The following is a 13,793-nucleotide window of genomic DNA, read 5'->3' as shown; positions in this document are numbered from 1 at the left end:
GTCATACCGTTTAAGTGTAAGTGTTCATATACTACGGACTCCCAAAAAAGAAAAAATTCATTTTCCTGAGATTGAAGGATTTCATCGTTAAATTGATGCACTATTCAACGGTGGACAATGATACTCTTCGGTGCTCTCATTTTCAGGATTGATTGCTTGCAAAACAATCGGGAATTTCCACAAAGAATAGAGATGTTTCAATACATCCACGGTAGTATTCCCTAAAGGTATTCTATTTTGTTGCGTGTACCTTAAGGTCATAGAGCGATCGCCTTGGACGTCAACAGAGTAAATTTGAATATCGGGTTCCAAATAACCTAAATTATATTGTCTAGATAATGCTTCTCTTATTTTTTGATATCCTGGCTCATTATGAATTGCATTAACATACAGATCGGGACTGCGATCATCGTCAACAACATGAAATAATTTTAAATCGCGAATTAATTTAGGTGATAAATATTGGGCAATAAAACTTTCGTCCTTGAAATGGCGCATCGCATTATCCAGACTGCTTAACCAGTCAGTATTGGCCAAATAAGGGAACCATGCCTTATCTTCTTCAGTAGGATTTTCACAAATCCGTTTGATGTCTTGCATCATATGATAACCCAAAGTATAGGGATTAATGCCGCTGTAATATGGGCTATTGTAAGGTGGTTGCATGATGACATTGGTGTGACTTTGTAAGATTTCCAACATAAATTCATCGGTAACCAGACCTTCATCGTACAATGCATGCAAAATAGTATAGTGCCAAAAGCAGGCCCATCCTTCGTTCATCACCTTGGTTTGCCCTTGAGGATAAAAGTATTGCGCCATCTTGCGTACAATACGCACGATTTCTCTTTGCCAGGGCTCTAATAAGGGTGCATTTTTTTCAATAAAATACAATATATTTTCTTGGGGTTCTTCTGGAAATCGTTTTTTCTGAGCTTGTTCGGCGACTTGTCGACCTTGAGGTATGGTTCGCCATAATTCGTTAACTTGAGATTGCATGTAAATTTCGCGATTTTGTTGGCGAATTTTTTCTTCTTGAATGGATAAAGGGGCGGGATGTTTATAACGATCCACACCGTAGTTCATCAAGGAATGGCATGCATCCAAGATTGATTCTACTTCGTTAATACCATAACGTTGTTCGCATTCACTGATGTATTTTCTTGCAAATACTAAATAATCAATGATGGCATCAGCCGATGTCCACATTTTAAATAAATAATTGTTTTTAAAAAAAGAGTTATGTCCATAACAAGCATGAGCAATTACCAACGCCTGCATCGCCATGGTATTTTCTTCCATGAGATAGGAAATACAGGGATTTGAATTAATCACCAACTCATAAGCCAAACCCATTTGTCCTCGTTTGTAACTTTTTTCCACGCTGACAAAATGTTTTCCAAAGGACCAATGATGATAGCCTATAGGCATGCCTACGGAAGCATAAGCATCCATCATTTGTTCTGCGGTAATGACTTCTATTTGATTGGGATAGGTATCTAACTTAAAATCTTTGGCTATTCGTGCAATTTCACGATCATAGTCCTGTATTAATTCAAAGGTCCATTCTGCACCAGTTGATAATGGCTTCTTCTTTTTCATGCAGTCTTCCTTTTAAATAGCTCATGAAATACGGGGTAGATGTCTGCTACCGTATCAATATTCTCCATAGCAAAATTAGGATAGCGCTCTTTGACCAGTTGATAGACTTCCCATAAACTTTGATGATGGCGCGGCATGATTTCAATGTAAGCAAAATATTGCAATAAGGGCATAATCTTATCTTGCAATAGCTCCTGACAATAGGGTGAATCGGCATTCCAGTTATCCCCATCGGATGCTTGGGCTACATAAATATTCCATGCTTCAGGAGGATATCGCGCATCGATAATGGAACTCAGAAGTTCCAAAGCGCTGGAAACTACAGTCCCCCCCGTTTCTCTAGAATAAAAGAACTCTTCTTCATTCACTTCCTTAGCTGAGGTATGATGTCGGATAAATACAAGTTCAATTTTTTCATAATTTTTGGTAAGAAACATATAGAGGAGGATAAAAAAGCGTTTTGCAATATCTTTCTTGGCTTCATCCATTGAACCGGATACATCCATCACACAAAACATGACTGCTTGAGTTGAAGGTGATGGTACACGAACGCGAAAGTTATAGCGTAGATCAATGGTATCGATAAATGGCACTGTTTGAATTTTCTTTCTTAGATACTCAACTCTCTTCTTTAAACTTATTAATGCTTCAGCATCTGGAACGGGTTGTGCTTGTAGTTGTTCAAGTTCTTCTTCCGCTTCTCTTAATTGCTTTTTATAAGGGGAGGCCAAAGCAACTCGACGTCCAGTTGCTTGTTTCATCGAACGAAGAACATTAATATTGTTCGGGATGCCGCTGGTAGTTACTCCCGCCCTTACAGTTTTGAAGGTGCTAATACGTGCCAATTCTTTTTTAACTAAGTCCGGCAATTCCAGATCTTCAAAATATAGGTCCAAGAATTCTTCTCGAGATAATTCAAAAACAAAATTATCCTCACCTTCACCGCTGTCACTGGCTTCAGAACCATCGCCGCCACTCCCAGAACCGCCACTGGGCCTTCTTATTCGATCGCCGGTAATAAAATTATCATTACCTGGTAATACACGTTCAATGTGTCCGCCTTGACCTCGATGAAACCTAGGTTCAGAAATGTCTTTGGCTGGAATGGTAATTTGTTCGCCTTGGTCAATTTCGGTAATACTTCGTTTGCCAACGGCATCAGAGACAGCCCGTTTGATCTGATTTTTATAGCGGCGAAGGAAGCGTTGGCGATTAACCGTACTTTTTTTCCCCGCATTTTGTCGTCTATCAATCAATTGCGACATAATTTAGCCCCACATAAAATATTCTGTACCTATTTGTAGTTAGGGCGAAAGCAAACGCCTTAGCTCAAAGAAGCGTTTATCATAGGTCCCGGGTTACAGCATCCGCGTTCACCTAAACTACAAATAGCCAGTATTTCTCTCATAGGTATGAGAGAACCGTTTTTATTATTGTGACTTACGTACTCGCAAATACCATTCACAAAGCAAGCGTACTTGTTTGCGTGTGTAACCTTTATCGATCATTCGAGAAATAAATTCTTCATGTTTTTTCTTATCATCTTCAGATGCTTTGGCATTGAAAGAAATAACGGGTAATAAATCTTCCGTATTGGTGAACATCTTTTTCTCGATCACAGATCTTAGTTTTTCATAACTGTTCCACACAGGATTTTTGCCTCGGTTATTAGCACGAGCGCGCAAAACAAAATTCACCACCTCATTACGAAAATCTTTGGGATTTGATATTCCTGCGGGTTTTTCTATTTTTTCTAGTTCTTGGTTTAATAAAGCACGGTCAAAAATTTCACCAGTATCTGGATCTCGATAATCTTGGTCTTGAATCCAGAAATCAGCATAGGTTATGTAGCGGTCAAAGATATTTTGACCATATTCAGAATAGGATTCCAGGTACGCTGTTTGAATTTCCTTGCCAATAAACTCAACATACTTGGGTGCCATATATTCTTTGATAAATGCCAAGTAAGATTCTTGTACCTCTTGCGGAAACTGTTCTTGTTCAATCTGACGCTCTAGAACATACATTAAATGTACGGGGTTCGCTGCTACTTCACTATGATCAAAATTAAACACTTTAGATAGAATTTTGAAAGCAAAGCGGGTGGACACACCACTCATTCCTTCATCGACACCGGCAAAGTCACGGTATTCCTGATATGATTTTGCTTTCGGGTCGGTATCTTTTAAACTTTCGCCATTATACACGCGCATTTTGGAGTAAATGCTGGAGTTTTGTGGCTCTTTTAAACGGGTTAAGACTGAAAATTGCGCCAACATGTCCAAAGTGCCGGGGGCGCATTGTGCATGAGTCAGCGAACTATTATCAATCAGTTTTTGGTAAATTCTAATTTCTTCAGAAACGCGCAGACAATAAGGCACTTTGACTATGTTAATACGGTCTATAAATGCTTCATTGTTTTTATTGTTTCTGAATGTTTGCCATTCTGATTCATTCGAATGCGCTAAAATAATTCCTTCGAATGGGATGGAAGATAATCCTTCAGTGGCATTGTAATTGCCTTCTTGAGTCGCAGTTAATAGTGGATGTAACACTTTGATTGGTGCTTTAAACATTTCAACAAACTCTAGAAGACCGCGGTTTGCTCGGCATAAGCCACCAGAATAACTGTATGCATCAGGATCATCCTGAGAAAACTCTTCTAATTTACGAATATCAACTTTACCTACTAATGAAGAAATATCCTGATTGTTTTCATCGCCTGGTTCTGTCTTGGCAACGGCAATCTGTTTTAAACGAGAGGGTTTGACTTTAACTACCCTAAATTTACTGATATCTCCATTATATTCATGTAAGCGTTTAACGGCCCATGGTGACATTAAATATCGTAAGTAGCGGGAGGGAATTCCGAAACGTTCTTGGAGTAATTCAGCATCTTCTATTGGATTAAATAAAGACAAGGGAGATTCAAATACTGGGGAACCTTTAATGGCATAAAAGGGTGTTTTTTCCATTAAATCTTTTAATTTTTCAGCGATAGAAGATTTACCACCACCAACCGGTCCTAAGAGATAAAGTACTTGTTTGGTTTCTTCCAGTCCCTGGGCTGCATGTTTTAGGAAACCAACAATCTGCTCAATAGGCTCTTCCATGCCGTAAAAATCTTCAAATACAGTATAACGAGGGATGATTTTATTGGAAAAAATCCTTGATAAAACAGGATCATGGCGTGTATCAATCATCTCTGGTTCGCCTATAGCCATTAATAAGCGCTCCGCTGGATTAGCATAAGCAGACGGGTCATTTTTACACAACTCCAGGTATTCTTCCAAACTCATCTCTTCTTCTTTGTTATCTACAAAGCGTTTGGTATAACCAGTTAAAAAGTCTTGAGTGTTCATATGCCATCCCCTTTTATCCTTATATAAGGATATATTTGTGTTTCTTTACATTTACATTTATTGCATTTTACGGGTAAATGCAATAATGAATTTTCAGCTAACTTCGTTCTATTTATAAAGATTGACCTGAGAAGTTACCCCTTTATAATCATTATAGGCTAAACTAAGAAAATTGTTATATAACTCAATAAACTTAATCGCATTTTGCGTAGGATGTAATGATCATGCCTAACACTACCGTTTATTTAAAAAACTACCAGCCCCCTTTTTTTACAGTAGAGACTGTAAATTTAAATTTTGACTTGTATGATGATCATGCTTTGGTTAATAGTGAACTTAAGTTAATCCGTCAACATAAAGGTCCTTTGCACCTATATGGAGATGAGTTGGAATTGATAAGCGTGCATATGAATGGCCAAAAGCTGGAACCATCCGCTTATACCCTCGATGATGATGGGCTAATTATCGAAAATTGTCCCGATGAACTGATATTAAATATTGTAACGCGGATTTATCCTCAAAATAACACCCAATTATCAGGGCTTTATCGCTCCAATCATCTATTTTGTACGCAGTGCGAGGCAGAAGGATTTCGACGCATCACTTATTTTCTTGATCGACCTGATGTTTTGGCTACTTATACAACACGTATTTCTGCAGATAAAAAGCAATATCCTATCTTATTATCCAATGGTAATTTAATTGAATCTGGCGCCACTAACGATGGGCGCCATTGGGTAGTTTGGAATGATCCCTTTAAAAAACCATCGTATTTATTTGCTTTAGTCGCAGGAGATTTGGCTTGTGTTCAGGATAGGTTTACTACTTGTTCGGGTCGTACTATTGACTTACGTATTTACGTTGAACCTGGAAATGAAGATAAATGTGGTCATGCGATGGAGTCTTTGAAAAAATCCATGCGCTGGGATGAAGAAGTTTATGGTCGTGAATATGATCTGGATATTTTTATGATCGTAGCGGTTAGTGACTTCAATATGGGGGCCATGGAAAATAAGGGATTAAATATTTTTAACTCCAAGTATATTCTTGCGCGCCCTGATACCGCAACAGATCAAGATTTTGCAGATGTCGAGGGTGTGGTGGCCCATGAATACTTTCATAATTGGACCGGTAATCGAGTGACTTGCCGTGATTGGTTTCAGCTAAGTTTGAAAGAAGGACTAACGGTATTTAGGGATCAGGAATTTTCCCGGGATATGAATTCACGAGATGTGAATCGCATTATGGATGTCAGGGTATTACGAAGTGCTCAATTTCCCGAGGATGCAGGAGCAATGGCACATCCTGTGCGACCCGAGTCTTATCAGGAAATAAATAATTTTTATACGGCAACCGTTTATAACAAAGGGGCTGAAGTCATCCGTATGCAGCATACGCTGCTGGGCAAGGTGGGCTTTCGTCATGGCATGGACTTATATTTTAAACGTCATGATGGTCAAGCTGTCACTATCGATGATTTTGTAGCTGCAATGGAAGAAAGCAATCAGATCGATTTAACTCAATTTAAACGCTGGTATAGCCAGGCAGGAACTCCCGAAGTAACCGTTACTAGTGAGTATGCACAAGGTCAACTGACCTTAAAAATGAAACAAAGTTGTCCTTCAACTCCTGAATGCAATGATAAAAAACCATTTCATATCCCCATTAAAATTGCCTTATTTGACACTAATGGACATCAAATGTCGGTGGGGCACGATATTTTGGAGTTAAAGGAAGTGGAGCAAAGTTTCACTTTTACTGGCTTGAATGAAAAACCGGTCATCTCGTTATTACGCGAGTTTTCTGCCCCGATTAAATTGAAACACGATTTGAGTCAGGACGAGTTGCTCTTTTTATTGCGCCATGAAGTAGATGGTTATGCTAAATGGGATGCAGCACAAAATCTTATTTTGAATTGCATTAAGGAATGCTTGAATCAACCATCGAGTCAATGGAACATTCCATCTGATTTAATTTCTGCGTTTCAACATGTATTACTTGATGATTCACTTGATGCTGATCTTCGCGCAGAATTGCTAACTCCTCCAGGATTTGAGGATATTGCTACACGATTAGAAAGTGTGGATGTGAGTGCTGTAGAAAATGTCCGTGATTTTTTCCACCAGCAATTGGGTTGGTATTTGTATGAAGCGGCTCATTCTCTCTATGGGCAGTTATGGGAAATTGAGGATCATCGTATGAATGGTCCGGCATATGGACGTAGAAAATTGCGCAATGTTTGCTTATGGCTCATGATGAAAGCTAAGGAAGTTTCAACTTTAGACCTATGCCAACAGCAATTTATGGCTGCACAGACTATGACCGATCAAATTGCCAGTTTTTCCTTATTAGTTAATTGCACGAATCAAGGCTTACGAGAACAAGCAATTGATGATTTTTATAAGCAATGGTCTAAAAATGATTTGGTTTTGGATAAGTGGTTTGCTATCCAAGCGACCTGTGAGTTACCGGAAACGTTAACTCATGTGAACGTGTTATTAAAACACCCTGCATTTTGCATTAAGAACCCAAATAAAGTTCGTGCCCTAATCGGCGCATTTTGTATGGGAAATCCGCGTAATTTTCATGCTTTAGATGGAAGTGGTTATTCCTTTTTAGCTGAAATGTTAGTGACCTTAGATAAAATTAACCCGCAAATTGCAGCCCGTTTGGCTAATCCATTCACTCGGTGGAAGCGCTACGATAAAGCGAGACAGGCTTTGATGCGCAATCACTTAGAACAGTTGGCTAAGTTGGAATTATCACGCGATTTGGCGGAAGTAGTTTCTAAAAGTTTGATGGTAAGTTAACGAGTAATTTATAGCCTGGGTTACGGTTTCGTCTAACCCAGGCTACAATGTACATTAATCGTATGGTTAGAGTTCTATTTTAGAGTTTTCAGCTGGAAGTGAATTTAAATCATTGCAAAAATTACTAGGTTTTAACGTGTAATACAGACCTAAACCCACTTCACATAAAAAAATAAACAGCACAAGTACACCGAATAAGACACAAAGCATTTGTTTATTCTTTTTCTTTTTTTCATGGATCTTATCGAGAAGGGTTTCATTGCTGTGAAACAAACGGTCGCTGATTATTTTAATGACGGACGCTACAATTGCATCATGGCACTGATGATTTTCCAAAGCATGTAATTTGCTGATAGACGTTTGTAATACAACGGTTGTTTCCATTGCAATTACCGTCAGGGCACACGTGCGGTTTTGAATAACCCTCATTTCATCAATGGTTTCTCCAGCAGTCAGAGTCCCTATCAATTCAGAAGCAGAAGTTTTATTTTCTTTTTTATAAAGTCCAACAGTCCCGGAAACAATAATGAAAAAATCATCATTTAGCTCACCTTCTTTAAGCAAAACACTGCTTTTTCCAAAGGTAGATCGTGATGAAATCCCCATAAATGCTTGATAGTTTTCCTCGGATAAAGAGTTTAATAAGGGACTGTTTTTTAGAATATGTTTCTCATTTTCGGAAAAGTCGCTCATTGAATTTTCCTTAACTCAATAGAGTATTTTATTACGCTCCTTTGTTTCTCAATCATTGGAAGGGATTTGATAGACAAAAAAGCTCGGTTACTTTAATTATTTGTAGAGAGATGAATTTTTTTCAAGAAAAATTAAATTTTGTACTATTTTATTGGAAATACGACTCGCTCCTTGATAATTTGTCTGATAAACGTTTATCGATAAGTTTTTATTGTAAAAGTATGAGTAACAAGGCAACAAATTAAACAGATTAGGAGTGTAAAATGTCTCAGCGTTTTGCAGTTATGGGTAATCCCATTGCGCATAGTTTATCTCCGATAATTCATCAGTGCTTTGCCAAACAGCTGGATGTGCAATTGACCTATGAAAAAATTAAGGCTGATGATTCATCTTTTGAACAACAAGTATCTGAATTTTTTACTCTAGGAGGCAAGGGACTTAATGTTACTTTGCCATTCAAGCAGAGAGCTTTTGCGATGGCGCAACAATGTAGCTTACGTTGTACAAATGCTGGAGCTGCAAATACGTTATGGATGGAAGCAAATCAATTGCATGCGGACAATACCGATGGTGTTGGGATTATTCGTGATTTGCATCGCTATATCTCATTGTATGACAAAAGGGTATTAATATTAGGGGCTGGAGGAGCTGCTCGTGGAATAGTTTATCCTCTATTAGAATATCATCCAGCGGAGCTTATCATCGCTAATCGAACTTTAGCTAAAGCGAAAGACTTCCAACAAGCTTTCCCGCAAACAAAATGTTTGAGTCTCAATGAGGTGGAAGGACCATTTGATTTGGTGATTAATGCAACTTCTGCCAGTTTGGCGGGCGAGTTTGTGGCGTTACCTACAGAATGTATGTCAGCAAAACCATTTTGTTATGATCTGTCTTATAAACAAAACAATATTACGGCTTTTGTCCAATATGCTCGTGATTTTGGCTGTGAGGCAGTGGATGGTTTAGGCATGTTAGTAGAACAAGCTGCTGAATCCTTTTTTATTTGGCACGGAATGATGCCCGAAACTGAAGAAGTCCTGACCTTATTGCGTACTCCAGGATAACTTGAAGATTAACCCCGGATGTGCTGCATCAGGGGTCTGCTTCGTAATTGAGGAAATTACTCAAAAAAGGCCATAACTTCTTTGGCATTATTGATGGTGTCTTGAAAACCTAGCTCAAGCAAATCGCGCGTGTAGTCCCGTTCAAAAAGAACAAAACTTAACAGATCACCAGAATGTTTTTTCTCTCCTAAAATATTGAGGAGGTAACGGAGCAAAGTAGGAAGCGCTTTAAAATGGTTTTGTGCTAAAGGAGCTAAATCTTTACTTGGACGTAAATGTAAGGTCGTAATCGGCCGCCATGGAGAGCGACGCTTTTTCCACATCCCCAGTAACATCGCAATTTCATTCATTCGATTGACCATTTCAATATCACGGTCAAGATTGTCCAAAAACAGCGCATTGAGCATGTTCCCAAAAATATGCGAAAAAGGAATGTCATCATGATTACGTAACGTTTCCTGCTCAACAAAGGTAGGCAGGGCTCGGGTTCCTAAAATTAGAATTTTATCAACTTCAAAACGTATAGAGCCTCGAAGTGGCGCAGCCAGACCCACGCTACCGTCACCGTAGTGAAAACCGTCGAGTAACACTGTGGGAAAAAATAAAGGTAAGGCACTCGATGCTAAAATATGCTCAGCCTGGAAACTAACACGTTTGCTACCGTGTCGTGGATAATTCCAGTCCATAAATTCAGGATTATTGTGTTCGTAAAAAGAAATAGTCTGGCGAGTTTCGTAACAATTACTGATTATTTCTAGAGTATCGAGATAGCCTCCACTTATATTTTGTGCAATTTTATTGAAATCAAGGCCATCTGTTATCATCTCTTTCAGAGGTGTTGTATCAAGTAAATGCGCCGCTTGCCGTTGCTTAATCATCATTGTGCTCATATTGCGCATCACTGATTTACTTAATGCAAAGTTACTGGCTCTATAGACGTGTTGGCAATGAATTTCACTCCAAATAGTCTCGAGTTTATCAAGTGCCGTTGGAAAGTCATCGGCATTTTCCGCAAGCACTGCTGCATTCATACTTCCCACGCTTACGCCGCTGACCATTTCGAAGGGTAAAGTTTTAACTTGTAATATGTGGCCAATGGCTTTCAAAACACCGGCTTGATAAGCGCCTCGAGCACCACCACCTGCCAAATAAAGGGCTTTTTTAGACATAATGATTTTTTTTATCGCATTTATTTAGTCTCTATGAGGAAATATAGTTGAGTTTATACTGGATTAGCAAGTTCTCGTTTATATTGGAAAAAAAATTACCAAAAACGTGGTGAAATAGTATATTATGTTGTCCTGAACAAAATGTATAATTGGTGGTCACGTTGAGAGAATTTGAGATTACTAATGCTCTATTCGAGGCAACTGTAGTCCTTGAAGAAATACAACGCCCAATTGATTATGGGGTCGAACTCTCATTCTCTAAGGCAGATCCTGAAAAAGTCTTAAAGAAAGTATTATTTTTATCGCAACTTATCAAAACCACAGGTGGTTCAGGAAAGGCAATAATGCAGATTAGTTCTTCTATAAGAACTTTTAATAATATTGCTCCTACTGACTCATTGAAGCTTGGATTAGGTATCGGTTCAATTGCTTTTGCAGTATTGGATTTTCTTCTTATCCCTTTTATTTATCTTACCTGTTACCTATTAGGTGAAAAAATTCCTGCTGATAGGAACAATAATGCGAAGTGGTTTGCTTCTGCAGTATTGTTAGCACTGACGATCACTTCGATAGCTGTTCCTCCTATTGCATTAGCAATTGGCTTTACTTCATCGTCAATAGCATTTCTTTTAAGCATATTTTTATTAGGTAGAACAATCCAGGAACGTTGGCGTTTGGGTAAAGAACGAAGAGCAACTAGAAAATTAATTGTCGAGGCTGAAGAGAAAATAAAATTGATTCAGACAGAAGCAATAACGCTGAGAAATGCATTAAGTGATGGAATTAATGAACAGGAGCTTATCTTTTTATGTGACCAGATTTCATCGTTACAAGCTCGTTTTAATCCAAAAAAAGATCATCTGATTAAACTTAAGTTAAAAGAGTTGGATTTGAACAACAAAATAAAAAATGCAGGATTTGTACAAATCATGGATAAGGGAGTTGGTTTTAGTTTGTCTGCATTGGCTTTAATCGGCTTAATTGTGTCCTTATATTTTCCGCTGGTAGGATTGGGGATATTAACCGCAGTATCCGTCATTTCACTTGCATACCTTGTAGCGCGATTGATTGTACCGATTATACAATTAGGAAAATGGGTAGTTAACAAAATTAGCTCTTTAGTTAGCGATAGCGTCGATGATTTAACGCAAACGTATAAGCCTAAGGAAGAGTACTCAACCGATTTGATGTTAGGATGTTTTTTTGGGGGGGGGAAAGAGGCAAATGAGTCCGCGCAAAATGTATCTAAAGACGATGCGGATTTATCATTCAAAAGTACAAGTCCACTATTTCAGCCTATGAAAAGTTCGCTAAATAAAGTCGAAAAGGAAAATCGATTAGTTCTGAATTAAATCTATTCATCTTAAACTTGATTTTCACAGCACGAGATAAGTACCTATTAATAAATAGCTTTTTCTTTTATCATGAGATTTTGGAGACACTTATTTTTAATCCGAAGTTCATTGCAAAAAACTAAAAACTCCTTTAACTTAAAAATTTACCCCCCAAAAGGAAAAACTCATGGTGAATATACTTCGCGAGCAACCCCGTGCATTTCACATGATTTTTATGTTGGAATTATGGGAGCGGTTTGGGTTTTACACTGTGCAAGGGATTTTAACTTTATTTTTTATTCGCTATTTGGGTTACAGCGATATGGTTTCTTATTATACCTTTGGTGCCTATTCAGCTTTAGTTTACGGTATGGTAGTTATTGGTGGGTATTTAGGGGATAGAGTATTAGGCACCAAACGTACCATTGTTCTGGGGCTTATTGTTTTGGCAGCAGGTTATTTTTCTTTGGCACTTACTGATAAAGAGCATGTATTTTTTGCACTGGGTTTAATTTGTGTTGGAAATGGCTTGTTTAAAGCAAATCCATCGAATTTACTCGCTAAGTGTTATGAGGAAAATGATCCGCGTTTGCATGGTGGTTTTACCTTGTACTATATGGCAATCAATTTGGGAAGTATGATTGCATTATTTGCTGGCCCAGCAATTTCAAGTCGTTATGGTTATTCTTATGCTTATTTGATGAGTGCGATTGGTTTATTAATTGGTTTGGCAAATTATTGGCTTCAACATCAATTTGTTGCTCATATCAATACTGATGCGGACAAACGAAGAATTTCGTTTGTCCACTGGTTGTTGATATTGATTGGGATAGTCTGTCTCACCGAGGGGTCTGCTTATTTATTACAACATGTGATGCTTACAAAAAATTTGTTCTGGTTTATTACCATTGTGGTAATCGCTTATTACTTATTCATGATTCGTAATGAAAGCAAAATGATTAAGATGCGTATGTTGGTTGCTTTGGCCTTGATGTTAGAAGCCATCATTTTCTTTACTTTGTATCAACAAATGCCAACATCTTTAAATTTGTTTGCAGTGCATAATGTAATTCCCGTTTTCTTTGGAATTACGATTGATGCCCAAAGCTTCCAAGCGCTAAATCCTATTTGGATTGTATTGATGAGTCCTGTTTTGGCCTATTTTTATAGTTTCCTTCATAGAAAAGGCATAGAGTTTTCTATTCCTTATAAATTTTCTTTAGGAATGACGATGTGCGGAATTAGTTTTTTAATGCTCTTTTTTGCGCGCTATTTTTACACCGATCAGGGGATGGTCTCTTCTTGGTGGTTAATTATTAGCTATCTATTTCAAAGTATTGGTGAATTATTGGTATCAGCACTGGGGGTGGCTATGGTTGCAGAATTGGTACCTCCCCAAATTGCTGGATTTGTGATGGGGATGTGGTTTTTAACCTCTGCAATCGCCGGATTTATTGGTGCTACCGTCGCATCCTATACCGCACTCCCTGAGCAAATTAAACCTGGAGTCGGCTCATTAATGATTTATACTCATGTATTTGCTTGTATCGGTATTGTCACCCTAATTATTGCTTTCCTTATGTGGTTATTGTCACCACGACTAAGTCGTTATATTTCAGGAAAAAAAACAGACGTGCAGCAAGAGGCAAAAGAGGCTGAATACTCTGTATCTAAATGTTTTATGATTCAGTCAGGATTTGAACAACATTAAGAGACAGGATTTTTAGAATTCGTATTTCATTTAAGTCTTAGTTATTGA

The 13,793-nt window shown here is 38.1% G+C and carries 9 protein-coding genes; 4 read left to right on the top strand and 5 right to left on the bottom strand.

Translation table 11 applies throughout. The annotated features are described in order from the left end of the window. Positions 1-87: 87 nt before the first annotated feature. The 3 genes from ACWTEW_RS28135 to ACWTEW_RS28125 form a co-directional block, all read right to left on the bottom strand. Positions 88-1,602: a SpoVR family protein gene (locus tag ACWTEW_RS28135; protein ID WP_454781332.1), complete on the bottom strand. Its 1,515-nt coding sequence runs from the start codon at positions 1,600-1,602 to the stop codon at positions 88-90. Next, positions 1,599-2,867 (bottom strand): YeaH/YhbH family protein, encoded by a 1,269-nt coding sequence (locus tag ACWTEW_RS28130; protein WP_454781331.1) that lies wholly within the window; start codon positions 2,865-2,867, stop codon positions 1,599-1,601. Before ACWTEW_RS28130 ends, ACWTEW_RS28135 begins: the two co-directional genes overlap by 4 nt. Positions 2,868-3,032: 165 nt before the next feature. Beyond that, complete coding sequence (locus ACWTEW_RS28125) at positions 3,033-4,964, bottom strand: PrkA family serine protein kinase (protein ID WP_454781330.1); 1,932 nt, start codon at positions 4,962-4,964, stop codon at positions 3,033-3,035. A 224-nt stretch (positions 4,965-5,188) separates the two neighbouring features. Between ACWTEW_RS28125 and pepN the strand changes: the two genes are divergently transcribed. After that, positions 5,189-7,774, top strand: coding sequence for an aminopeptidase N (pepN, locus tag ACWTEW_RS28120; protein WP_454781329.1), 2,586 nt, complete (start codon positions 5,189-5,191; stop codon positions 7,772-7,774). 66 nt (positions 7,775-7,840) lie between these two features. On the opposite strand, the gene ACWTEW_RS28115 is transcribed toward pepN, so the two are convergent. Next, positions 7,841-8,467, bottom strand: a complete 627-nt coding sequence (locus tag ACWTEW_RS28115) for a cyclic nucleotide-binding domain-containing protein (protein WP_454781328.1) — start codon at positions 8,465-8,467, stop codon at positions 7,841-7,843. A gap of 263 nt (positions 8,468-8,730) precedes the next feature. On the opposite strand from ACWTEW_RS28115, the gene aroE reads away from it, so the two are divergent. After that, positions 8,731-9,531 carry a shikimate dehydrogenase gene (gene aroE, locus ACWTEW_RS28110; protein WP_454781327.1) on the top strand — a complete coding sequence of 267 codons (801 nt, stop codon included), beginning with the start codon at positions 8,731-8,733 and terminating at the stop codon, positions 9,529-9,531. 56 nt (positions 9,532-9,587) lie between these two features. Here the strand turns inward: aroE and ACWTEW_RS28105 are convergent, their stop codons facing one another. Further along, positions 9,588-10,700 (bottom strand): patatin-like phospholipase family protein, encoded by a 1,113-nt coding sequence (locus tag ACWTEW_RS28105; RefSeq protein ID WP_454781326.1) that lies wholly within the window; start codon positions 10,698-10,700, stop codon positions 9,588-9,590. A gap of 152 nt (positions 10,701-10,852) precedes the next feature. Between ACWTEW_RS28105 and ACWTEW_RS28100 the strand changes: the two genes are divergently transcribed. Continuing rightward, complete coding sequence (locus ACWTEW_RS28100) at positions 10,853-12,052, top strand: hypothetical protein (RefSeq protein WP_454781325.1); 1,200 nt, start codon at positions 10,853-10,855, stop codon at positions 12,050-12,052. Positions 12,053-12,221: 169 nt separating this feature from the next. Then, on the top strand, positions 12,222-13,745 hold the full coding sequence (locus ACWTEW_RS28095; protein ID WP_454781324.1) for an oligopeptide:H+ symporter: 1,524 nt from the start codon (positions 12,222-12,224) through the stop codon (positions 13,743-13,745). Positions 13,746-13,793: the final 48 nt, after the last annotated feature.

This window comes from Legionella stuttgartensis (assembly GCF_977063405.2).
This window is presented reverse-complemented; position numbering and strand designations above follow the sequence as displayed.

Excerpts from the sequence above, each read along its gene's own strand:
- ACWTEW_RS28125 (WP_454781330.1), bottom strand. The coding sequence starts at position 4,964 with ATGAACACTCAAGACTTTTTAACTGGTTATACCAAACGCTTTGTAGAT.
- aroE (WP_454781327.1), top strand. The coding sequence starts at position 8,731 with ATGTCTCAGCGTTTTGCAGTTATGGGTAATCCCATTGCGCATAGTTTA.
- ACWTEW_RS28130 (WP_454781331.1), bottom strand. The coding sequence starts at position 2,867 with ATGTCGCAATTGATTGATAGACGACAAAATGCGGGGAAAAAAAGTACG.
- ACWTEW_RS28115 (WP_454781328.1), bottom strand. The coding sequence starts at position 8,467 with ATGAGCGACTTTTCCGAAAATGAGAAACATATTCTAAAAAACAGTCCC.
- ACWTEW_RS28105 (WP_454781326.1), bottom strand. The coding sequence starts at position 10,700 with ATGTCTAAAAAAGCCCTTTATTTGGCAGGTGGTGGTGCTCGAGGCGCT.
- pepN (WP_454781329.1), top strand. The coding sequence starts at position 5,189 with ATGCCTAACACTACCGTTTATTTAAAAAACTACCAGCCCCCTTTTTTT.
- ACWTEW_RS28095 (WP_454781324.1), top strand. The coding sequence starts at position 12,222 with ATGGTGAATATACTTCGCGAGCAACCCCGTGCATTTCACATGATTTTT.
- ACWTEW_RS28135 (WP_454781332.1), bottom strand. The coding sequence starts at position 1,602 with ATGAAAAAGAAGAAGCCATTATCAACTGGTGCAGAATGGACCTTTGAA.